This is a genomic window from Thermosynechococcus sp. NK55a, assembly GCF_000505665.1.
In the GTDB taxonomy this organism is placed as follows: domain Bacteria; phylum Cyanobacteriota; class Cyanobacteriia; order Thermosynechococcales; family Thermosynechococcaceae; genus Thermosynechococcus.
In genome coordinates, this window is sequence record NC_023033.1 from 315,942 (window position 1) to 338,172 (window position 22,231).

Annotated in this window: 24 protein-coding genes, 1 tRNA gene and 1 pseudogene; 17 read left to right on the forward strand and 9 right to left on the reverse strand. The window is 53.6% G+C overall.

The window, feature by feature from the left end; translation table 11 throughout:
• Positions 1-88 precede the first annotated feature (88 nt).
• On the forward strand, positions 89-919 hold the full coding sequence (locus NK55_RS01525; RefSeq protein WP_024124091.1) for a M48 family metallopeptidase: 831 nt from the start codon (positions 89-91) through the stop codon (positions 917-919).
• A gap of 2 nt (positions 920-921) precedes the next feature.
• Complete coding sequence (locus tag NK55_RS01530; protein WP_024124092.1) at positions 922-1,587, forward strand: cytochrome b/b6 domain-containing protein; 666 nt, start codon at positions 922-924, stop codon at positions 1,585-1,587.
• Here the strand turns inward: NK55_RS01530 and NK55_RS01535 are convergent.
• The 3 genes from NK55_RS01535 to NK55_RS01545 all read right to left on the reverse strand — a co-directional run bounded on the left by NK55_RS01535 (position 1,571) and on the right by NK55_RS01545 (position 2,627).
• Complete coding sequence (locus NK55_RS01535; protein WP_024124093.1) at positions 1,571-2,173, reverse strand: HAS-barrel domain-containing protein; 603 nt, start codon at positions 2,171-2,173, stop codon at positions 1,571-1,573. The two genes, NK55_RS01530 and NK55_RS01535, sit on opposite strands and share 17 nt — an antisense overlap.
• Before the next feature lie 3 nt (positions 2,174-2,176).
• The gene (gene ndhS, locus NK55_RS01540; protein WP_157869622.1) at positions 2,177-2,509 is read right to left on the reverse strand and encodes a photosynthetic/respiratory NAD(P)H-quinone oxidoreductase subunit S; all 333 of its coding nucleotides are present in this window, start codon (positions 2,507-2,509) and stop codon (positions 2,177-2,179) included.
• Between the two features lie 26 nt (positions 2,510-2,535).
• Positions 2,536-2,627, reverse strand: a tRNA-Ser gene (locus NK55_RS01545).
• 226 nt (positions 2,628-2,853) lie between these two features.
• Here NK55_RS01545 and NK55_RS13755 point away from each other — a divergent pair.
• The 5 genes from NK55_RS13755 (at position 2,854) to NK55_RS12635 (ending at position 7,020) form a co-directional block, all read left to right on the forward strand.
• A complete protein-coding gene (locus NK55_RS13755) occupies positions 2,854-3,522 on the forward strand; it encodes a TolC family protein (RefSeq protein WP_051372750.1) in 669 nt (222 codons plus the stop codon).
• Between the two features lie 77 nt (positions 3,523-3,599).
• The gene (locus NK55_RS13760) at positions 3,600-4,610 is read left to right on the forward strand and encodes a TolC family protein (protein WP_398507939.1); all 1,011 of its coding nucleotides are present in this window, start codon (positions 3,600-3,602) and stop codon (positions 4,608-4,610) included.
• Positions 4,611-4,613: 3 nt separating this feature from the next.
• Positions 4,614-5,693 carry a GDP-mannose 4,6-dehydratase gene (gene gmd / locus NK55_RS01555; protein WP_024124095.1) on the forward strand — a complete coding sequence of 360 codons (1,080 nt, stop codon included), beginning with the start codon at positions 4,614-4,616 and terminating at the stop codon, positions 5,691-5,693.
• Between the two features lie 2 nt (positions 5,694-5,695).
• Entirely contained in the window at positions 5,696-6,637 is a 942-nt protein-coding gene (locus tag NK55_RS01560) for a GDP-L-fucose synthase (RefSeq protein WP_024124096.1), read from the forward strand.
• 101 nt (positions 6,638-6,738) lie between these two features.
• Positions 6,739-7,020: a GxxExxY protein gene (locus NK55_RS12635; RefSeq protein ID WP_255325337.1), complete on the forward strand. Its 282-nt coding sequence runs from the start codon at positions 6,739-6,741 to the stop codon at positions 7,018-7,020.
• A 35-nt stretch (positions 7,021-7,055) separates the two neighbouring features.
• Here the strand turns inward: NK55_RS12635 and NK55_RS13765 are convergent, their stop codons facing one another.
• The 4 genes from NK55_RS13765 to NK55_RS01575 all read right to left on the reverse strand — a co-directional run bounded on the left by NK55_RS13765 (position 7,056) and on the right by NK55_RS01575 (position 8,939).
• Positions 7,056-7,193 carry a hypothetical protein gene (locus NK55_RS13765; protein WP_225871770.1) on the reverse strand — a complete coding sequence of 46 codons (138 nt, stop codon included), beginning with the start codon at positions 7,191-7,193 and terminating at the stop codon, positions 7,056-7,058.
• A gap of 42 nt (positions 7,194-7,235) precedes the next feature.
• Positions 7,236-7,394, reverse strand: a complete 159-nt coding sequence (locus NK55_RS13770) for a hypothetical protein (RefSeq protein ID WP_225871771.1) — start codon at positions 7,392-7,394, stop codon at positions 7,236-7,238.
• Positions 7,395-7,488: 94 nt separating this feature from the next.
• The gene (locus tag NK55_RS13370) at positions 7,489-7,662 is read right to left on the reverse strand and encodes a hypothetical protein (RefSeq protein ID WP_162147160.1); all 174 of its coding nucleotides are present in this window, start codon (positions 7,660-7,662) and stop codon (positions 7,489-7,491) included.
• A 29-nt stretch (positions 7,663-7,691) separates the two neighbouring features.
• Positions 7,692-8,939 (reverse strand): pitrilysin family protein, encoded by a 1,248-nt coding sequence (locus NK55_RS01575; protein ID WP_162147161.1) that lies wholly within the window; start codon positions 8,937-8,939, stop codon positions 7,692-7,694.
• 224 nt (positions 8,940-9,163) lie between these two features.
• Here NK55_RS01575 and NK55_RS01580 point away from each other — a divergent pair, with 224 nt between their 5' ends.
• The gene (locus tag NK55_RS01580; RefSeq protein ID WP_225871772.1) at positions 9,164-11,758 is read left to right on the forward strand and encodes an EAL domain-containing protein; all 2,595 of its coding nucleotides are present in this window, start codon (positions 9,164-9,166) and stop codon (positions 11,756-11,758) included.
• Here the strand turns inward: NK55_RS01580 and NK55_RS14190 are convergent.
• Positions 11,702-13,119 (reverse strand): annotated as a pseudogene (locus NK55_RS14190) (sugar transferase). The gene NK55_RS01580 and the pseudogene NK55_RS14190 overlap by 57 nt on opposite strands.
• A 260-nt stretch (positions 13,120-13,379) precedes the next feature.
• Here NK55_RS14190 and NK55_RS12640 point away from each other — a divergent pair.
• The 3 genes from NK55_RS12640 (at position 13,380) to dxs (ending at position 16,470) form a co-directional block, all read left to right on the forward strand.
• Positions 13,380-13,775: a cofactor assembly of complex C subunit B gene (locus NK55_RS12640; protein WP_255325338.1), complete on the forward strand. Its 396-nt coding sequence runs from the start codon at positions 13,380-13,382 to the stop codon at positions 13,773-13,775.
• A gap of 355 nt (positions 13,776-14,130) precedes the next feature.
• On the forward strand, positions 14,131-14,376 hold the full coding sequence (locus NK55_RS13375) for a hypothetical protein (RefSeq protein ID WP_041428920.1): 246 nt from the start codon (positions 14,131-14,133) through the stop codon (positions 14,374-14,376).
• Between the two features lie 177 nt (positions 14,377-14,553).
• Complete coding sequence (gene dxs / locus NK55_RS01600; RefSeq protein WP_024124099.1) at positions 14,554-16,470, forward strand: 1-deoxy-D-xylulose-5-phosphate synthase; 1,917 nt, start codon at positions 14,554-14,556, stop codon at positions 16,468-16,470.
• On the opposite strand, the gene NK55_RS01605 is transcribed toward dxs, so the two are convergent.
• A complete protein-coding gene (locus tag NK55_RS01605; protein ID WP_024124100.1) occupies positions 16,467-17,561 on the reverse strand; it encodes a beta-ketoacyl-ACP synthase in 1,095 nt (364 codons plus the stop codon). The two genes, dxs and NK55_RS01605, sit on opposite strands and share 4 nt — an antisense overlap.
• 40 nt (positions 17,562-17,601) lie before the next feature.
• Here NK55_RS01605 and cutA point away from each other — a divergent pair, with 40 nt between their 5' ends.
• From cutA to NK55_RS01630, 6 genes are all read left to right on the forward strand, one after another.
• On the forward strand, positions 17,602-17,973 hold the full coding sequence (gene cutA / locus NK55_RS01610) for a divalent-cation tolerance protein CutA (RefSeq protein WP_225871773.1): 372 nt from the start codon (positions 17,602-17,604) through the stop codon (positions 17,971-17,973).
• A gap of 72 nt (positions 17,974-18,045) precedes the next feature.
• Positions 18,046-18,183, forward strand: a complete 138-nt coding sequence (locus NK55_RS14265; RefSeq protein ID WP_398508286.1) for a hypothetical protein — start codon at positions 18,046-18,048, stop codon at positions 18,181-18,183.
• 41 nt (positions 18,184-18,224) lie between these two features.
• Entirely contained in the window at positions 18,225-19,406 is a 1,182-nt protein-coding gene (locus tag NK55_RS01615; RefSeq protein ID WP_024124102.1) for an ABC transporter permease, read from the forward strand.
• Entirely contained in the window at positions 19,403-19,936 is a 534-nt protein-coding gene (locus NK55_RS01620) for a hypothetical protein (RefSeq protein ID WP_157869623.1), read from the forward strand. Before NK55_RS01615 ends, NK55_RS01620 begins: the two co-directional genes overlap by 4 nt.
• A gap of 58 nt (positions 19,937-19,994) precedes the next feature.
• The gene (locus NK55_RS13380) at positions 19,995-21,554 is read left to right on the forward strand and encodes an NYN domain-containing protein (protein ID WP_024124104.1); all 1,560 of its coding nucleotides are present in this window, start codon (positions 19,995-19,997) and stop codon (positions 21,552-21,554) included.
• Positions 21,527-22,231: a biotin--[acetyl-CoA-carboxylase] ligase gene (locus NK55_RS01630; protein ID WP_024124105.1), complete on the forward strand. Its 705-nt coding sequence runs from the start codon at positions 21,527-21,529 to the stop codon at positions 22,229-22,231. Before NK55_RS13380 ends, NK55_RS01630 begins: the two co-directional genes overlap by 28 nt.

Consider the following 22,231-nt stretch of genomic DNA (forward strand, 5'->3'; position numbering starts at 1 on the left):
AGCGCAGAATGTTTTTGCAGGGATGCGAGAAGTCTGTGCCATACTCTAAAATTGGCAGTGGAGGGGTCAAGGTAAAAATTACGATTTCATGCCTGTTCCAGCGTCTGCCAGCCTGAGGGCCGATCAGTTTCGTCATCCCCGCGATCGCGAGGCCACCCAAGCACTCCAGCAACTGCCGGGGTTAGATATTCTCGTGCGATCGCTTTTAGGTTCGGTGGCGGAGCAGGCCTTTTACCTGGAGAACATTGGCAGTAGCCTGCGCCTGAGTGAACGGCAATTGCCAGAGATTTACGCCCTCCATCTGGAAGCATGTCGTATTTTAGGCCTAGAGCCGCCCCAGTTGTATCTCAAACAACACCCCGTTGCCAATGCCTACACCTTTGCTATGCAGGGCAAACAGCCTTTTGTGGTCCTGCACTCGGCGCTCGTGGAACTGCTGACACCCAAGGAATTACAAGCGGTCTTAGCCCATGAGTTGGGTCACCTCAAATGTGAACATGGGGTTTATCTGACCGTCGCCAACCTGTTGCTGTTGGCCACCAGTCAATTGTCTCCTTGGGGTTTGCTTTTGGCCCAGGGACTGCAAATGCAACTGTTGCATTGGCTTCGCTGTGCTGAACTCACCTGCGATCGCGCTGCCCTATTGGTGACCTGCGACCCCCGTATTGTTGCTTCAGTTCTGATGAAACTCTCTGGAGGTTCGCCACAGTGGAGCGATCGCCTGAATCTCGACGCCTTTATTGCCCAAGCGCGGGATTATGAGGCGGCCGATCGGGGCTGGTATGGGCTTTTCAAAGAATTACAGACCGCGCAGCTGACCCACCCGCTACCGGTACTGCGGGCACGGGAAATTCTGGATTGGGCGGAAACGCAGCAGTACGATCGCCTCGTCAAGCAATTACACCCTGCTTCCCAATAACGATGGCCAAACCTATTCCCTATCAACCCCTTTCCCTGCGCCTTGTCCACGGGGCAATTGCGATTTTGGTGCTCCTTGCTCTCCTGTCAGGGTTTTGGGTCTATAACACCTACGATGGCCGCTGGGGATCACTGCCCCTACCCAAGATTCCCGATATTCAAGGCCTCCACGGTACAATTGCCCTGGTGCTGCTATTGCTATTCCCCTGCTTTGCCCTTTACTGCTTCCATTGGGGCGATCGCCGGCTGTTGTACAAAAAATCCTTGGCGCAACTTTCCCAAGGGAATTGGCTTGCTTGGCATCGGTTAGCAAATACCCTAATGCTGGTGGCCGTCACGTTTGCCCTGATCACGGGGCGGATGATGAAAGAGGAGTGGTTGCCCGCAGGGGAGCTCAATCGAGGCTGGTACTTAGCTCATTTAGCGGCTTGGAGTGTGGTGCTCCTGAGTTTGCTGGCTCACCTCATTCTAGGGGCAAAGGCGGGGGGGCAGCCACTTTTAGTTTCAATGCTCAGTTTTGCAATCCGGCCAGAGGATCGGCGGGTCAGGAACTGGTGGCGGGGCGGTAGGCTTAAACCTGCCAGTCCTCTGTTGATCGGCCTAGAAATCATTGTTTTACTGGCAACGGGGGCGGCTTTTGTCTTGCCGGCTATCATAACTGCTCAATAATGCCCCGCAGGCGATCGTAGTCATCCTTGAGGAGTTGGTTCAGGTATTGGGCTGCCTGCACTAGCCACTGGCGATCGCGCTGTCGGAGTTGATACAAGGAACGGAGGGTTGCGGCCACCAGGGCATCACCGGGACCATAGCGCAGGGTCAACAGGGTTCGCAAAAAGGTCAATGTGCCACTGAAGGCAATCACCTCCTCCGGGGGACACCCATAGACCTGCTGGTGCATTTGGGGTGGGTGGGGGGGCAAATGGTGATAAAAGTGTTCCCTTTCCTGAAAGCCAGCAATGGCGATCGTGACCTCGGTTTTCAACATGGCAAAGATATGGGGCTGCTCTTGCCGTAGTTGCTCTAGGGATAGCCCCAAGGCGGTGGCACGGTGAATTGTGTCAATGGGCGCCGTGACTACGTAGGCAACAATGCCATAAATCACGCGATCGCTTTCCGGGATGCGCACCCAACTGCCCAGGGCAGGCACAGCCGGAAAATCTAGGGTAGCGGGCTCGTGGCACTGGGCAATGCAGTGATCCGTTGCTGTCTGGATAATCTCAGCAAAGGGCTGGGGGGGAGGCGATCGCCACGCCATCGTTTACTTTTTGGCTTGCGCTTTTTTCTTGGGCGTGCTCACCACTGGCTCTAGCTCGCTGGCCTGAAAAGTAACCAATTTATCCCAGTTTCCTCCTTCAAAGAGCACTGCTACTTTGCCGTCTGTGACCCGCTGCACAATCCCCTGAAATTGGTAATAAGTATCGTTGGGATTGGTGACCTTCACGGTCATGCCGGGGAGAATCGTTATTATTAAGTCACTGGCCATCGTTTTATCCCAAAGCTGTTTATGTGAGTTTATTATCTCCTGCCCTTGACCCATTCGGGCTTTGCTCAGGGAGAGCAAAGGATAAGGGTCAGTTATTGGCTTGATCATATTTTCTTTAACTTCTTTTTCTTTAACGGAGAGGGAGGGATTCGAACCCTCGGATAGGAGTTACCTGCCTATCAACAGATTAGCAATCTGCCGCTTTCGACCACTCAGCCACCTCTCCTGATTTGGCAGATTCCCTATTCTAGATCAGTTTTATCCCCCTTTTCAATCCTCGTGGTCTGCGGCGGCGGCTCTAGCAGGCGATCGCAACTGAGAATCCATGCTAGAGTTTTGCAGAATGGGTGTGTTGTGGGAGTGAAGCAAATGGCTGGATGCTGGCAATCTTCACCAGTGCTTAGGCGCAGTTCTACCGTCGCTAACTTGAGCAGGTTGCACTCTAAGTTCCCATGTTGAATGATTTTGCCCTGAATCTCCCCAAAATGCTGCTGTCGGGACTCCTTGCACTTGCCCCTGTGACGCTGCCTAGCCTCGCTCAAGCTGCACCCAAAACTACTCCAGTGGTACAGGCGTCTTCTCAAGCCCCAGGGGCGGATGCCCTCACGCCTCTCAATCCCAATCCCGATAAACTGGCGCTTCCTGAGACGCTCAACATTGATCTCAATCAAGCCCTCACCCTAGAGCAAGCGATTGAGGTGGCGATTCGCAACAACATTGGTCTCCAAATTAGTGAGCTACAACTACAACAGGCACAGGCCCAACTGCGACAGGTGCAAGCCCAGCTTTATCCCACCCTGACCTTTCAAGCTAGCATTGGCCAAAATACTACCCCCGGCGGCCAGCCCGCCTACCTCCCCCTCAACTTTCAGCAGCAGCTCTCTTTACAACAGCAGCAACAGCAACAAACTCAGCAACAGCTTCTGGCTCAGCAACTGGCTGCCAGCAGTCTTTTGAATACTCAGGTGCAACGGCTCCAACAGCGATTTCAAGGCCCCCAACTAACGGCATTTTCAGATCAGCAAAACCTTGAGCTGCAACAGCAACTCCAGCAACTGCAAAACAGTGCCAGCCAAGCTGCAACCCCCCCAACGTTACCCGAATTACCTTGGCACCTGTGAATCAACTGAATTACAGAAATTTTTTCACTAACCTTTTTGGTGCCACCGCTGGCGCCACTGCCAACGCAGCACTCGTGATGAACTATACCCTGTTTGCTGGGGGAGGGCGATCGGCGGCCATTCAAGCGGCTCGCGACCAAGTGCGCCTCAGTGAACTGGAGGTACAACGCCAACTCCAACAACTCATCCTGGATGTTACAAACGATTACTATTTGGCGCAACAGGCCAAGGTGCAGGTACAAATCGCTGAAGCAGCAGTAGCCAATGCCCAGGTGACCCTGCGGGATGCCACCGCCTTTGAGCAAGCAGGGATTGGGACGCTATTGGATGTCCTCACGGCCGAGGTGAACCTTGCCAATGCGCAGCAAAACTTGAATCAAGCGCGCAATTTGGAAATCACGACCCGCCGACAGTTGGCACAGCGATTGAATGTGAATCAGATGGTGGACGTGGCGATCGCTGAGCGCGTTGAACCCGCTGAGAAATGGTCACTTTCCCTTGAGGACAGTATTCTCCTTGCCTATCAGAACCGTGTGGAGTTAGAGCAGCAACTGCTGCGGCGTCGCATTGCCCTAAGCAATCGTCAACTGGCCTTAGCTACTACCCGCCCTCAACTCAGTCTCTTTGCCAGTGGCAATATGCTGGACAAAGTCACAGATGATCTAGGCCCTCGCTTTGGCTATGGGGTAGGGCTGCAAATGCAACTAGCCCTCTTTGATGGTGGCAATGCCCGGGCAAGTGCCGCTCGTCAAGAAGCCCTTGCAGCCAGTGCCGAGGAACAGTATGCCAACCAAAAGGACAGCATTCGCCTTGAGGTGGAAACAGCCTACATCAATCTCAAGGCCAACGAGAAAAACATTGCCACTGCCCAAACTGCTGCTACCCAAGCCACTGAAGGACTGCGCCTAGCGCGGTTGCGCTTCCAAGCGGGAGTGGGGACTCAACAGGAAGTGACTAACGCCGAAGCTAATTTGACCCAAGCCCAAGGCAATCTGCTTGCAGCTATTTTGGACTACAATCGCTCTTTAGCAGCGTTAAAGCGGGCCGTGGGTTATCCAGAACGCACAGGTTTAGGAGGAAGGCAATAACGGATGGGCGATCGCAAGCGGGCATTGATCACCGGTATCACTGGCCAAGATGGCTCCTACCTCAGTGAGCTGCTCCTAGAGAAAGGCTATGAAGTGCATGGCATTATTCGCCGCACCTCCACATTTAATACTGATCGCATTGACCACATTTACGTTGACCCCCACCAAGAGGGGGCTACTCTGCGCCTACACTATGGCGATCTCACCGATGGCGGCACCCTGCGGCGCATTATCGAACTTAGCCAACCTGATGAAATTTATAATCTGGGGGCACAATCCCACGTGCGGGTAAGCTTTGATGCCCCCCAATATACCGTTGAAACTGTTGCCATGGGAACCCTGCGGCTCCTAGAGGCCATTCGCGAATACCAAGAGCGCACCAGCAAACAGGTGAAGTTTTACCAGGCGGGTTCTTCGGAGATGTTTGGTCTGGTGCAGGAGGTACCGCAGCGGGAAACGACGCCCTTTTATCCCCGCAGTCCCTATGCCTGTGCCAAGGTCTATGCCCATTGGCAAACGGTCAATTATCGCGAGGCCTATCACCTTTTTGCCTGTAATGGCATTCTCTTTAACCACGAAAGCCCGCGGCGGGGTGAAACATTCGTGACCCGCAAAATTACCCGTGCCGTTGCCCGCATTGTGGCTGGCCAGCAAAACAAGCTCTATTTGGGCAACTTAGACGCCAAACGGGACTGGGGCTACGCCAAAGACTATGTGCGTGCCATGTGGCTGATGCTGCAACAGGAGCAACCCGATGACTATGTGGTGGCCACGGGGGAAACCCACTCTGTGCGGGAATTTCTCGAGCTGGCCTTTGGGTATGTGGGTCTGAACTGGGAGGATTACGTGGAATTTGACCCCCGCTATCTGCGTCCCACGGAGGTGGATCTACTCTTGGGAGATCCCACTAAGGCAAAAACAGTATTGGGTTGGCAGCCCTCGGTTACATTTCCTGAGCTGGTGGCCCTGATGGTGGAAGCGGATCTCCATGCCGTGGGGATTCAAGGAACCACTCCCAAAACCAGCTCCGACACCGTGCTGGACCTCATTGCGCAGCGACAGTTTATCAGTAAGGCAGACTAGCCATGGATTTGAGTCAAAAAAGAATTCTCGTTACAGGAGGGGCAGGATTTTTGGGATGCCATGTGGTGGCACAGTTGCAGGTAGCTGGCGCCGTCCCTGAGCAAATTACGGTGGTGCGATCGCGCGACTACGATCTACGGCAACTGTCCGCTTGTCAAGCTGTGGTTCAAGGCCAAGATATTGTCATTCACCTTGCTGCCCATGTGGGAGGGATTGGTCTCAATCAAGCCAAGCCCGCCGAGCTGTTTTATGACAATTTGATCATGGGGGCCCAACTCATTGACTGTGCCCATCGCGCTGGCGTGGAAAAATTCGTCTGTGTGGGGACGATTTGCGCCTATCCTAAATTTACCCCCGTTCCCTTCAAAGAAAGTGATCTCTGGAACGGTTATCCCGAAGAAACAAACGCTCCCTACGGCATTGCTAAGAAAGCCCTTCTCGTGCAACTGCAAGCCTATCGGCAGCAGTATGGCTTTAATGGTATTTATCTTCTGCCGGTAAACCTCTATGGCCCCGGAGATAACTTTGATCCTGAGAGTTCCCATGTGATTCCTGCCTTGATTCGCAAAGTGCATACTGCCCAGCAACAGGGGGATTCTCGGATTGCCGTATGGGGCGATGGCACTCCTAGCCGTGAATTCCTTTATGTGGAGGATGCTGCCCGCGGCATTGTCATGGCTACCCAAGCCTACAATGATCCCGATCCTGTTAACCTTGGCACCGGTGAGGAGATCACCATTCAAAATCTGGTGGCTCTAATCTGTGAACTGATGGGGTTTCAAGGTCAAATTCAGTGGCAAACCGATAAGCCCAATGGTCAACCCCGGCGCTGTCTCGATACCACTAGGGCAAAGGAGGCCTTTGGTTTTCGTGCCCAGGTTTCCCTTAAAGAAGGCTTAGAACGTACAATTTCTTGGTACCGTCAGCACGCTACATCCCTATGAAGGACTGGCTCCAGATAATTCAGGAGATTGCCCAAGACATCTTTTGAGAATTAGGAAGTGGTTTTAGCGAGGCGATCTACCAAAAAGCTTTTGAGGTTGCCCTGCGGGAACGGCAAATTGAGTACGAAGAACAACGCAAGGTACCGATTTTCTTTCACGGTTATTTTGTAGGGGAAGCTATTCCCGATCTCATTGTCCGTGACAATGGCCAAGGGGTTGTTGTGGTTGAACTCAAAGCTGTTCAGAATATTGGCGATAAGGAAGTCAAGCAAGTCAGGAAGTACATGGCGACCCTGAAGATTCCTGTGGGGGTTGTCATCAATTTTCCTGCTTCCACAGCAGCAGATCGGCCACCAATCATTGAGGTAAACCTAAGTTCTTAATCCTTCAGAATTCCCCTCTCCTAAAGGCTTGCCCGCTACTGAGCCAGTAGGGCAATCACCGGCATCAGCACCTCTTGATTGGGGGGCGAGGCGTCAACCAAAAAGTTTAGGAGGGCAAGATGGCGTTTAGCTTCGATTCTAGCTCGGCAAGCTGCTCGTTCTGCCTCTGCCATGTTCTTCAATCATTCTTCGTTGCTCTTCTGTAATTCTTTTCTTTAAGGCTCTGCTTGTGCCAAGCGATCTGTTTCTCGATTTCGACGGTTCCACTCAAGGCCGCGATTAACCACTGCCACCAGGAGGGCTGCCACGGTGAGTCGGTTGCTCCAGATGCGGGGGGGCAAGGTATCCGAGGAGGGTGCAGTCGGTCTGGTCATAAAATTTCAGAAAGGTCTGTATCGATAGTCTAGTGATGATTGCTTCACTTGACGCACCTGCACCATATGCTGAATGTCAAAGTTGGTTGCGCCCTTAGGCTGGGTGTTGTCGTTGTTGGCAATTGGTTGTGGGACAGGGGACGCGATCGCCCACAATTAGGGTACGCCATTGGTCTGGCTTTAAGCGGGTTTGTGCCACCCGTTGCAGATCCGCCGCGGTTGCTGCTTTGACAGCTTGCTGATAGCGGAAGATAAAATCCTTCGGCAAATCATAGTATTCGTAGCGCAAGAGGCGATTTAGAATTTGCAGGCGATCGCGAAAATTAAAACAAATGAGTTGAGAATGCTGTCCTTGGCATAATTTAGTTCTGCTGAGCCAACCGGTTCCTGTTGCAATCGCTCAATTTCCTGGCGGAGGGCGCTGAGAAACTTGGCTGTGGTCTCTGTTTGGGTTTGGCCGACACCATAAAACACCCCCGGATAGTCAAACTCCGGACTCCAAGCGGCATAGACACTATAGGCCAACCCTTGGCGCGATCGCACTTCATTGAAAAGACGCCCGCCAAAGCCATTGAGAACTCCATTGAGGACATAAAGGGTAAACACATCTGGATCCTTGAGGGTTCCCCCCAATTGGCCGGTATAGATGTAGCTTTGGGAGAGATGGGGCCGATGAATTACCACTGTTGCTGGGGAGGTATCAGCCGTCACTGGCGGCAAGGGAGGCAGGGGCGGTAAGTTCGGCGGATCCTGCCATGGGCCAAAAATTGCCGCCAGGCGATCGCCCATTTCCGAGGCATCAAAATCGCCCACCAACCCCAAAATGCAGCGGGAGGGAGCCAGATAGGTCCGGTAAAATTGCTGCACATCGGCAGGGGTAATGTTGGCAAGTGTTTCTAGCTCTTGAGTGCGGGCGTAGGGACTCTTAGGGCCATAAATCAGCTTGTAAAATTCCCGTTCTGCTTGGGCATTGGGTTGATCATCACGGCGTTGAATAATTCCCTGGCGGCGCCGAATCGCCAATTCAAAGCGCTCTGGTTCTACTGCTGGGGCTTGGAGCATTTCCGCCAGTAGGTTCAGTACTGCCTCGCTGTGTTCCTTAAGACTGTTGAAATTAATCCGTCCTAAAGTTTTGCCGACGCCGGATTCAATAGATGCCGCCCGATCCTCCAACCATTCGTCAATTGCAGCAGCCCGGTGGGCTTGGGTGCCCCCTGTGCGAATTAGATCGCCGCTGATTTCTGCCAAACCCACCTGCGCCGGTGGATCCCAGCGACTACCTGCCCGAAAGATCACAGTTCCCCGCACTAGAGGCCACTCGTGATCCTCAAGGAGATAGACCACCATGCCATTGCTCAACTGACGGCGCTCATAGGCCGGTACTTGCAGTTCTGGTAATGGGGGAAAGGTCAATTCGGTGTAGTGCTTGGGGGTCATGGCCATTGCCGGGGAGGGTGGGATCAACCATAGCAGCAGCGCAGATAAAACACCAAGACAGAGCGATCGCCCAAATGAGCGGCACAGTTGTAGACAGACAGCCATCATGGGAATCAGCAGCGGCTAAGAACAAGATAATTGAGTGAAGCTCACTCAGTATCAATAACAGTCAGCAAAAATGACTCTAAGAATTTAAAGAATGGTTAACTCATTCTAGGCAGTGTCAAGAAAAGATTGCATCAGAGTCAGGGAAATTTTCTGGAAACAGGATCAAACTTCAACCCCTAGAATAGGAATCGCAGTATTCTGTCTGCTACCAAAACGGGTGGGATTTGGTAAGCTTTAAGCAAAAACGATTCCCTCAAGTACTCCTTGCCGAGGCCATTGATGTGAAGTCTGATCTGCCGCAGAGATGGCGCCATCTCCTTGTCATTCAGGATCGCGAAGGCCGGCGTACCATTCACTTGGAAGCTGGCACCTATACCATTGGGCGGCACCCCAGCAATAGGATTGTGCTTAAGTCGCCAATGATTTCCCGTCAGCACGCGGTTTTGCTACGGATGTTGGATTCTAGCAGCGGTAACTTTTTCTTTCGCCTCATTGATGGTGACCTCCAAGGAAGGCGCAGTGTCAATGGTCTGACTGTCAATGGCAAGCCCTGCCAGTCCCACATTCTTCAGCATGGAGATGTAATTGTCTTTGGGGGTGATGTGCGCGCCCGCTACCACGTGATCGCTGACATTTCTGACTCAGGGCTCGATCGCTACACGCGCGCCCTCGAAAGATGTAGCCTTCCAGATCAAGCGGTGGCCTCCTGGGGAACTGCCTTCAGCAGCAGTGAAATGTCAGAGGTGACGGAAATTCAACTGCTGCGGTTATCCTCGTTTCCAGAGTTAAGTCCCTATCCCATTATTGAACTGGCTGCCAATGGTCAACTCACCTACCTCAATCCAGCGGCGATTCAGGAATTTCCCGATCTAGGAGAACTGGATGGGCAACATCCGCTGCTATCGCGCCTCAAAAGCTGGTCGTTGCAGGAAAAGCGATTTGCCGTCGAGGAAATCAATGTTGGCGATCGCACCTACGAAGTGACGATCCATATGCTGCGGGAGAGCCAATTAATTCGCTGCTACCTCACTGACATTACGGAGCGCAAACGTTCAGAACTGGCCCTGCGAATTAGTGAGGAACGCTATGCTCTGGCGGCTGAAGCGGCCAATGATGGCCTCTGGGATTGGCACATTAGCAATCGCTCCGTGTACTATTCTCCCCGCTGGGAGCTGCTGATTGGGGAGCCTGCCGGTACCCTCCAACCCACCATCGAGGAATGGTGGCGGCGAGTCCACCCCGATGACCTAGAGCAGTTGCGCCTGAACATAAAGGAGCACCTCTTCGGCACCCGTCCTTACTTTGATTGTGAATTTCGGATAAGGCATCGCGACGGCAGTTACCGCTGGATGCGATCGCGGGGAAAAGCCCTGCGCAACGAGAAGGGTCAGCCCTACCGCATGGGAGGTTCCATGACCGATGTCACGGAGTACCACCTAATTCAGGAGCAAATTCTTCACGATGCCCTCCACGATGCCATGACGGGTCTGGCCAACCGCGTTCTCTTTGTAGACCATCTGAGCCAAGCCATTGCTCGCCGCCAGCGGCGTCCTAACTCCCTCTTTGCGGTGCTGTTTTTAGATGTGGATCGCTTTAAGGTGATCAACGATAGCCTAGGGCACTTAGCTGGGGATCAACTCCTGATTGGCATTGGCCAGCGACTGAGGGCTTGTACTCGCCCTGAGGATACGGTCGCCCGCCTTAGTGGCGACGAATTTGCGATTCTGCTAGAAGACCTCACTGATCCAGCCCAGGCGATGAAAGTAGCAGAACGAATTTTGAACACCCTGGGCCGTCCCTTTCTGCTGGAAGGCCGTGAAATCTTTACCAGTGGCAGTATTGGCATTGCCTTTCCGAGCGAGGACAGTCAGACCCCTGAGGACCTACTGCGGGATGCCGATACTGCTATGTACCGCGCCAAATCCCTTGGCAAGGCTCGCTACGAGGTCTTTAGTATGACGATGCGTGCCCAGACGATAGCCCTCATGAAAATGGAAACGGAGCTGCGACAGGCGGCAGAGCGTGAGGAATTTTTGGTGTACTATCAGCCGATTGTTGATCTATCAACGCTCAAGATTGTGGGTTTTGAAGCGCTGCTGCGTTGGCAACATCCCGAACGGGGCATCATTTCCCCTGGCGAATTCATGGCGGTGGCCGAAGAGATGGGGTTGATCCTACCCATCAGTTGGTGGGTCATGGCAGAGGCTTGCCGCCAAATGCAGCGCTGGGCAGTGGTCTTTCCCCGCAGTCGTGGACTCAGGATTAGTGTCAACCTCAGTGGACGTCATTTTCAACAGGCGGATCTGCTGCCCAAGTTAAGGTCTATTTTGGCGGAAACGGGATTTCCAGCACAGCGACTCTGCCTTGAGGTCACTGAAGGGATTCTCATTGATAACAAGGAGGTGGCGATCGCCACCCTTGAGGAAATTCGGGCCATGGGCATCCCCGTGTACATGGATGATTTTGGCACAGGCTATTCTTCCATGAGCTATTTGCACCGCTTTCCCATTGACACCCTTAAAATTGATCGCACGTTCATTTCTGGCCTCAATTGTGAGGAATCTTCGGCAACAATTGTGCATACCATTCTTATGCTGGCACATTCTTTGCGGCTAAAGGTGGTGGCGGAGGGCATCGAAACCCGCGAACAGTGTCGTGTCCTGCAAGCCCTAGGGTGCAACTATGGCCAAGGTTATTTCTTTGCCCGCCCCCTCTCGGCGCTGCAGGTGGAAAAATTATTAGCGAGACAATCTTTACCGCCTCTAGTACGCCCCAGTACCGAAGAGCACAATACGCAGAGTCTCCACAAGAATTTCTAAATCCAGATTCAGGGACCAGTTGTCAATGTAGTAAAGGTCAAGGCGTGCCGCTTCATCAAAATTGCTAATCCGAGAGCGGCCAGAAATTTGCCACAGCCCTGTAATGCCGGGCATCACCTGATGGCGAATATGATGCCAGGAATGGAAACGGGCAACATCCCGCAGGGGTAGGGGACGGGGTCCCACTAAGCTCATATCTCCCCAGAGGACGTTCAACAGTTGGGGCAGCTCATCAATGCTGGTTTTGCGCAGAAAACTGCCGAGGCGGGTGCGGCGGGGGTCGTTTTTTACCTTGAAGAGAATGCCATCGGCGGATTCGTTTTGTGCCTCCAAATAGGCTTGGAGTTGCGGTGCATCGGCACGCATGGTGCGAAATTTCCACATCTGAAAGACTTGTCCATGGAGTCCCACTCGCTCTTGGCGAAAAAAGATAGGACCTGGGGAGGTGAGTTTGATGGCGATCGCCACCACGACAAATAGGGGCGCCAGGACCACAAGGCCAATGAGGGCCAAAATCACGTCCAAATAGCGTTTCAGCCGATACTCCCAGCCATTGAGATAGGTCATATCTACCCGCAGGGTGGGCAAAGCCGCCACAATTTCCGGGGCGCCCCGTCGGTAAAGCATTTCCAAGCTGGAGGGGATCAACCGTAGGGAAATGCCCTCTTGGCGCAGTTGCCAATAGAGTGCTGAGGCGAGGTGGGCGGGGGGAGGCCTTCTACGATCACCTCTTGGGCTTGGCAGTTGAGAATCTCCGTCAAGGTTTGCGGTTCGTTGGCCATAGCAGCGATCGCACTGCCGACAATTTTGTAGTTGGCGCGTTGTTCCAGCAGGGCGCTCAGATACTCCTGCCGCTCTGGGGGGGCCACCAGAAACGCCCGTATGGGGCGCCGCAGGGTGAACATTTTGAAGCCCAAACTTACCCCTAGGCGCAAGATCACGGCCAACACGACACTTAGGCCCCAAGCACTAAAAAACAGTGAGCGCGGCAAATCCACTTTGGGGTCATAGAAGTAGGCGATCGCCAGCGCCAACAGGTAGCCCAAGCTCAATACCTTGGCGAGGCGCAAATAATTTTTCCAATGGCCGCGCGGATGATACAGCCCACTCACAGCAATCAAAAACAACAGACCCGCTGCAAACAGCCAAAAGACACTGGGCAATCCCCACCAATACCACCCTGCCAAATCAGGGGGCAAGGGCGCATAGAAGCGATTGAGTTGTAAGCCCAATTTCCAAGCCAACACCAGCCCCCCGAGGTCACTGGTCAGTAGCAGCAGGGCAAAAGCCGTTTCTGAGCGCAGCCCCCTCCAACGGCAGCGGGGTGCCCGAAGATCACGGAGAAAAGCTTGCGAACGCATTATCGAAGCAAGACAACAACAATGGCTAGGGTTTAGTATTCCGCAGAACTGAGGGTGGCGATCGCAGTGCAAGATCTCTTTGCAGACCCCAATAGATGCTTGAGAATGGGGATAGATAGCCCATCAAGCCCCCTGAAAAACGCCATGTCCAGCGACTTAATTTACCCTTCCACCCTCCTGCTCACGAGCCTCTTGGCCATTGGGTTTGTATTTTTATTCGTGCCTCCACCAAAGAACGCATTGAAACCAAAGAATGGTTCATTGCCCAACCCCTTGCTAAACTTGCTCCCCAGCTCAAGCACTATTTCCAGCAGCGGGGCTACCGGCTCCACGCCGTCAGTGCCGATGGCGCTGAAGTGACCTTTCAGGGACAGGTTGCCGCCAGTCCCTGGATGGCTGCATTCCTCTTTGCCCTAGCTGTTGCCACTACCACAGCCATTGCCTTAGTGTTGATGGTGCTCTTTCCCAACGGCGGTATTTTGGCCTTTGGTCTCGTTGGCCTCACCCCCATTGCCCCCTGGTTCTACTGGCGCGGTGCCCAGCGGCTCGAAACTGTCAAACTCTCGTTGCAACCCCATGGGATCGGAACCCAAGTCACCCTAGAGGGACATCGCGATGAGCTAATCACCTTTGAGGATACTGTGCTGAGGGCATAGGAGAAAGTCGGGGGCATGCTTTAGATCAGGCGCATAACCCAAAAGACAGCACAGGATAATTTTTTGACCACCTGTAATAGAACGGGCAATGACCGACTCCCCGACTACCAGTGCCACCGACCAACGCACGTTTGGCCAACTCCTCCTTGACCTTGATATTCACCTCAGTCCCGAAGAGGTGGATTTTTAGGGGGTAAATTTCGGGTGTATTTGGCCTGTAAGAGCTATCCCTTGACGACAGTGCTCTACGGTGGTGTGAGCGTCACACCGACAGCGAGGGTCGCTTGATTGCTGAAACGGTCAAGCCCGGTTCCTTTGAAATAAATGCCTCCTTCGAGGGAGCCGCCCAATGCAGATGTCCCTGAGTCACCTCAGTACGATGAGCCAACGCTTGCTGGGAGGTCTCCAAGACTTGGCCACAAGCTACGGTTACCCCAAGCGGTTGGAAACGGATCTCGCGCGGGGAATTCTCGCCAACTATTGGCAACAGTGGCGGCGGGAACGGTTTTACCAATGGGTGATTTGGTTGGTGGAAAATTACACCAATGAATCGACGGCAGAAATTCGTAAATTGAGCACAATAATTGAGCACAATCTATGAAACAGCGTTAGAAATTTATGATTAACTGTTTCGTGATTATTGCGGCTTTTCACCGCGTCTAGGGGCGAAATAATCCCCAACTTCAGCGGGGGACTTTGCTAGAATCAGTCAACAGATAGTTTTTCTGTGGTCAGCGGTAGGCTATCGCTCCTAGGTATCTTGCGAGGTCGGGTTTTTATGCACCTAAGTGAACTTACCCATCCCAACCAGTTGCATGGGTTGTCCATTGCCCAATTGACTCAAATTGCCGCCCAAATTCGCGACAAGCATCTGGAAACTGTGGCGGCGACCGGCGGCCACCTTGGTCCTGGCTTGGGCGTTGTTGAACTCACCCTCGCACTCTACCAAACCCTTGATTTAAATAAGGATCGCGTGGTCTGGGATGTGGGGCACCAAGCCTATCCCCACAAAATGTTGACCGGTCGCTACAACAACTTCCACACCCTGCGCCAAAAAGGGGGGATTGCTGGTTACTTAAACCGGCGGGAAAGTCCCTTTGATCACTTTGGGGCTGGGCATGCCTCCACGAGTATTTCGGCAGCTTTGGGGATGGCGATCGCCCGCGATCTCAAGGGGGAAAACTTCAAGGTAGTGGCCATTATTGGCGATGGCGCCCTGACGGGGGGCATGGCCCTAGAGGCCATTAATCATGCCGGCCACCTGCCCCACACCAACCTGATGGTGGTGCTCAACGACAATGAAATGTCTATTTCCCCCAATGTGGGGGCGATTCCCCGCTATCTGAATAAAATCCGCCTCTCACCGCAGGTGCAATTTATTACCGATAATCTCGAAGAGCAGTTCAAGCATATCCCCTTCTTTGGTGAAAACCTGACCCCGGAGATGCAGCGCATCAAGGAGGGGATGAAGCGCCTTGCGGTTCCTAAGGTGGGCGCTGTCTTTGAGGAATTAGGCTTTACCTATGTAGGCCCTGTGGATGGCCATAATTTAGAGGAGCTGATTGCCACATTCCAGCATGCCCACACCATTCCTGGCCCGGTACTCGTCCATGTTGCAACCGTGAAGGGCAAAGGCTATGCAATCGCCGAGAAAGACCAAGTGGGCTACCATGCCCAAAATCCCTTTGATCTGGTCACTGGCAAGGCCAAACCCTCTAGTAAACCCAAGCCCCCCAGCTACTCCAAGGTCTTTGGCGAAACCCTGACGAAGCTGGCAGAAAATGATCCGCGCATTGTGGGCATTACAGCGGCGATGGCCACGGGCACAGGCCTAGATATTCTCCAAAAACGGGTGCCAAAACAGTACATTGATGTCGGGATTGCCGAGCAGCATGCGGTAACAATGGCGGCGGGGATGGCCACCCAGGGAATGCGCCCCGTAGCGGCAATTTACTCCACATTCCTCCAGCGCGCCTATGACCAAATTGTCCATGATGTCTGCATCCAAAAGCTACCGGTTTTCTTCTGTATGGATCGGGCGGGGATTGTCGGTGCCGATGGCCCTACCCACCAAGGGATGTATGACATTGCCTATTTGCGCTGCCTACCCAATATGGTGCTGATGGCACCCAAGGATGAGGCGGAACTGCAACGGATGATTGTAACAGGCATTAACTACACCGATGGACCGATCGCCCTGCGCTATCCCCGCGGCAATGGCTATGGTGTCGCCCTCATGGAGGAAGGCTGGGAACCCCTTGAAATTGGCAAAGGAGAGCTTTTGCGCTCTGGTGAAGATCTTCTCCTAGTGGCCTACGGCTCAATGGTCTATCCGGCGATGCAGGTGGCGGAAATCCTCAAGGAACACGGCCTGGGTGCTGCCGTGATCAATGCTCGCTTTGCCAAGCCCTTGGATACGGCGTTGATTCTGCCCTTGGCAAAACAAATTGGCCGCGTGGTCACACTGGAGGAGGGCTGCCTGATGGGGGGCTTTGGCTCGGCGGTACTTGAGGCACTGCAGGAGGCGGATATTCTGGTGCCGGTACTGCGTTTGGGGGTACCGGATATCTTGGTGGAGCACGCCAGCCCCGATGAATCAAAGGCCGACTTGGGACTGACGCCCGCCCAAATGGCGGAAACCATTATGCAAAAGTTTGGGGTTCCTCAACGGACAACCGTTGTCGCAGCCTCCTAGGCGCGGGCGAGGACAACAACTGCATTTTGCCCCCCAAAGCCATAACTACAGCAGAGAATGTGCTCTAGGTGAGCAGAACGTGTCTGTTGGACAATATCCAACTCAAAGTTGGGGGTTTGACAGCCAACACAGGGGGGAATCTGTTGTTCCCGCAACGCTAGGCAGGAGAGGGCGATCGCGATCGCCCCAGCAGCCCCTAAGGTATGTCCAAGGGCCCCTTTGTGACTGGTGACTGCAACCCCTTGACCAAAAAGGGTTTGAATCCAAGCGGCTTCGGCGGCATCGTTACGCCGCGTGCCCGTACCGTGGCTATGGATACAGTCAATCTGGCGCGGTGTTAGCTCTGCCTGAGCCAAGGCCTTTTGAATCGCTAGGAGAGCACCGGTTTGGTTGACACTGGGCGCAGCCATATTCTCAGCATCGGCACTGAGACCCACCCCAGCAATTCGGGCATAGGGTTCAATACCTCGCGATCGCGCCCGTTCTGGAGATTCCAAGACAAGAAGGGCGCCGCCGGCCGCTAAGCCAAATCCCTGCCGCTGGCGATCGAAGGGAGCTGCCCGCTCCTGAGCCAAGACCCCTAACTGGCGAAAGCCGGCCAAGGTTAAGGGGGAGATGGCGGATTCAACGCCTCCAGCCAACACCAAATCGCAATCCCCCTGGGCAATCAACAGTGCCCCTTGGGCAATTGCCCAGATTCCCGTGGCACAGGCGGCTGTGGGATTGAGCACTATCCCCTGAATGCCTGCAATTTGTGCTACCTGCTGCGAAACAGTTGCTGGCAAGGTTTGTAACCATGTTTCTCGCGAAAGAGCAGGCTGTCGTAACCATCTTTCCCACTGGGCTTGAAAGCCGCGACTGGAGCCGACCACTGCCCCGGCACTGCCCAGGGGAGCCGTTAATTTTGCATCCTTGAGCGCTTGAGTCGTAGTCGTTTCAATAATTTTCTCGACAGGCAAGCTCGTTGCACCCACCAGTCCTTCAGGGGTGGCTATGAGTGCTGTCTTGCCCTGACAGTACCGCTGCCATGTGGCGATCGCGGTGTCCCCAAGCGCTGTCCATAGACCAATGCCAGTAATAACAACATTCACTGCACAATTAATTCAAGATATGATCAACCTAATCAACATCGTGACGCAACATCCTGACGTGAGGACAGCAGGTTTGGAAACGGCGGCAGAGTACTGTGTAGTGATTGTTACTACAGCTACGGAAGCTGAGGCACTCTCCTTGGCCGATCAACTGGTGGCGGAGCACCTGGCTGCCTGTGTGCAGGTTCTACCTGTTCAATCAATATACCGTTGGCAAGGAGCGGTGCATCGCGCTCCAGAATGGCAATTGCTGATTAAAACCCGCATCGCTTTATTTGAGCAGGTGCGCGATCGCCTGCTGGCATTACACAGTTATGAAGTCCCAGAGATCATTGCCATGCCAATCATTGCTGGTTCTTCTGCCTATTTGAACTGGATCAAAGAGCAAACTCAAAAGCCACCTGGAGGTTAAGAAGATCTGAATCCAAGATCATCAAGATCATAAAGTTTCTATTACATTACCCATGTCAATAACCTACCCTCTATCTTTCAGTATGGTATTCTTTCCCACTCACAAGTTATCGAGCGTCGTCTTTTTCCCCCCTACCGAGTGAATTTTGAGCCAAGGATTTCCTATGGGCTTGTTAGGGCGATCGCGAATCTCTGTGCGCCAACTGGCTGAAACACCTAGACACCGCTTCAGCTAAAACTTAAGATGGAAAAATGGTCTCCCTTGCTCGAAAAAATCTTTTAGAAGACTTTAGTCGCTTTCTCGTTGCTCAACTGGGCATCACGTTTGCTGTCAGTCTCGTCACTATTCAAACGGGACTCCTTGAGGGATTTAGTCGCTCCGCCACTCTCTTGGTGAGCAAAAGCCAAGCGGATTTCTGGATTGCCTCGAATGAGCTGCGTTATTTTGGCCTGACATTGCCCATTGAGTATCAAGTTGTCCTTGATGCCCAAGCAGTTGAAGGGGTTGCGGCTGCAGAACCACTCCTGATGCAGTCGGCCATGTGGCGCCGTTCAGAGACAGAGGCGATCGATCCAGTGCAAGTGGTGGGTGTTGAACCGACAGGAACCTTGCTGCCTTTGACGACAGTTGCTGGTGCAGCCCTGAGGAAGCTAGAGGAACCCTACAGTGTCATCGTGGATCGCATTGACCTCAATGCCCTTTCCCTCACGGCTTTGGGGGAGAAAGGTCGTGTGAATAACTACCCAGCGACGGTCATTGGCTGGACGCGCGGTGTTAAATCAATTGTCTCTAGTCCCTATGTCTTTACCTCGCTGGAAACTGCGAACCTTTACTTGAACTTCCCGCGGTTTGATCCCAGTGAACCGGTACCCGAATTTTTGCCGTTGGTCTCCCCGAGTACCCGCATCACTTATGTCATGGTCAAAGCAAAGCCGGGAGAGGATTTAGCAAAGGTGCAGGAGCGATTGCGGGCAGCGTTTCCCAACTATCAAGTGCTCAGTCGTGCTGCCCTGACTGAAATGACCCGGCGCTATTGGTTGGCCAGCACCAGTGTGGGGTTCATTTTGGGTCTAGGGGCAGGGGTGGGCATGGTTGTAGGGATAGTGATTGTGAGTCAGATTCTCTATTCCTCCGTGAGCGATCGCCTACAGGAGTATGGCACCCTGAAGGCAATGGGGGCTTCTGACGGGTACTTGTATCGAATTATTATTGAGCAAGCCCTGTGGATGGCTGTACTGGGTTATCTGCCCGGTTTAGGCCTGTCCTGGGGGTTGGGGATGTGGACCATGCAAGCTCGTGCCATCCAAATCATCATTACCCCTCAACTTGCCTTAGCCGTTTTTAGTGCCACCGTGGCCATGTGTGTCAGCGCTTCCCTATTGGCAGTGCAAAAAGTGATGCGCCTTGATCCTGCCCAAGTCTTTCGAGCTTGAATCATGCCTCACCCTGTCCTCCCTTGGTCAACCGCTCCGCCGCCAGCGAAACCTGTTCTCAGTGGTTGGGAACAGGCCTGAAGTGCCCCATTGCCCCCCTTATCCCCCAGATGATCCCCTCTCCTCGCGCGGCCTTTGCCTGTGCTCTCCATATGCAGCAGCCGACAATTCCAGTAGGGGAGGACGGCCGCCTAATCAGTCACTTGCAGTATATGCTGATGCATCCCCATAAGGAGGACAATTACAACGCAAGTCAATTTCTTTGGTGTTATTGGCGCATGGGGGATTGGATGCCCCAGTTGGTGACTGAGGGCTGTCAACTTCGGATAATGCTCGATGACTCCGGCAACCTGCTTTGGGGTCTGGAGCAGATGGGGCAAGAGGAAGCACTGGCGGCCCTGCGGCGGATTACCGTGGATACCTATGCCCCCTACCTGGAGTGGCTGGGTACCTGCTGGGGACATGCGGTGATTCCCTCAAGCCCAGTTGCCGACATTGAGTTGGACATTCGCGCTTGGCAGCATCCATAAATCTGTAGAATAAACTATGGCATGGCAGAACTGGTACATACCTCCTTTAGGAGCAATTGTGGCGGGCTCCCTCGCTGTCACCCTTACCCGTGAACCGCTCCCTGTGGTGGCGGTCAGTTCTGTGGGGGCATTGGTGGGCACTTGGGTACAGGAGCGTCAATGTCATTCCCTTACTCCCCACATCGAGGACCTGCTGCAGCGTTTAGAGGAAAGACTGGAGCATCTTGAAACCGGAATGTCTGGGCATCACCAGCGCTGCACTGCTATTTTCTACGATATTGAAAACTTGATTAAAGGCTACAACATCAAAGCTGCAGATGTGGCCAAAATCTCCCTAGGTGCCATCCAAACCCATATTCGCCAAGCCTACCCCATCGACCGAGTGCTACTGCAACGTGCCTATGCCAACTGGAGTGATGCTCGCCTTGGGTCACTGCGCCGTGAAATGCACCAATTGGGCATTGAGCCTGTACAAGTCTTTGGCTTTTCCTACGAAAATCGCAAAAATGCCGCCGATATTCAATTGGCTATTGATGTGGTGGACTTGATTTTTCAGGATGACCGCTTTGATACATTTGTGATCGTCTCCGGGGATGGTGGCTTTGGCTCCCTTGCCAAGAAGTTACGGCAGTACGGCAAAACGGTGATTGGCTGTGCCTACGAAGATGCCGCTGGCAAGAGTTTTCAGGCCATTTGTGATGCCTTTGTGCACATTCCCGATCCAACGGTGAAATCCCGCCCGCCTGTGGTCAGTCCCGCCTGCCCCATGGAAGCTCCGGCATCAACCATCACCCCCGCCACCATTCCCTTAGATGCGGATAATCGTCGTTTGTGTGCCGATTTGAGTGTCAGTTTGGTTCGCCATGCCGAGGGGGCGATCGCTAAAACGCGGCAGATTCTCGATTGGTATCGCCGTGATTTGCTGTGTGGCAAGCTTCTGCGGGAGGAAGGGCTACCTATTAGTAAAGTCCAAGGGGCAGTGCAAGTCCTGCTGCCCAACTTTGACATTTTGCTGTTGGGGATGGTCAAGTTTTCGGAATACTTGCGCTACGTTTGCAAAAACACGATCTTCTGTGTCTTTTATTGCCAAGGCAGTGCCAATCAACTGCGTCTTGGTCTACGGGAGCATCTTCCCGCCGGTGCTGTGGTGATGGCCAATTTTGAAAAGCGTCCCCTCCACAGTCTGGCAACCTATCGGGCCCTGCTTAGTCACGAACGGGTGGCGATCGCCCAACCTACAGCCTTGGCTCATACTCTAGCATGGCTCCTTGACCATTACGAGGGCGTTGCTACCTTAGAGGAACTGGCCACTATGATTGAGAAAACCGCACCAGCAGAGATTAGTTCTAGCCAAATTGCAATTGCTTTGAATAACTGCCAAAGGGCCAATATTCTCGTGCCAGCTCCCCACGGTGGCGATCGCTATTTTGTCGCTGCCAAAATCACAACACTTCGCGAAGGCTATGCAGCACTGGCACAGTGGCTACACCAGATCCTTCAGGGTTTTTTGAACGGGTGGGGACGGAGCCGCAACCAGAACTGTTACAGGCACTCATTGAGCCCTCTGTTTCAGTGCCCAGGTAGATCGCCATGGATTTTCCTTGGTTGGTGTGGCTAGAGACCTGTGGGAGCACGAATACATGGGCGCTGCGCCATGCCGATCAGCTCTACGGCGGCCAAGTCATCTATACTCAGGCCCAAACGCGGGGGCGAGGTCAGTACAACCGCCCTTGGCAATCCCCCCAGGGAGTGTTGACGGCCTCCTTTATTTTGCCCCATTCGCCAGCGATCGTTGCTCCCAGCGTCCAAGCAGGGATAGCGGTGATGCGTGCGTTGAGTGGGCTGCGGCCAGCGCTGGATCGCCATCTGCAATTGAAGTGGCCCAATGATGTTATGGCTCAGGGCAAGAAACTAGCGGGAATTCTCTGTGAAAGCTGTTCCCCTTGGTTGGTGGTGGGGGTGGGGCTGAACCGCTGTGTAGATGTTGAGGCAATGGGCCTTCCCCAAGCTATGAGTCTTCATCAGCTTCTTGATCCTTGGGAAGCAGTACCCACAGATTTGGAACTCTTGGCGACCATTCGTGCTGAACTGCTTTGGTGTTGGCAACGGTCACAGTGGGCGGGGGTGGCTGCGCAGCGCGACTTTCTGCGGGGGCGATCGCTCACTCTTGTCCAAGGAGAACAGAGGTGGCAGGGCATCAGTCTGGGAATTAGCGATCGCGGGACATTGCAGGTGCGCCTAACTAATGGCGAAGTGCGGGAATTTAGCAGTGGCCATGTGATCTACAGCCCCTAG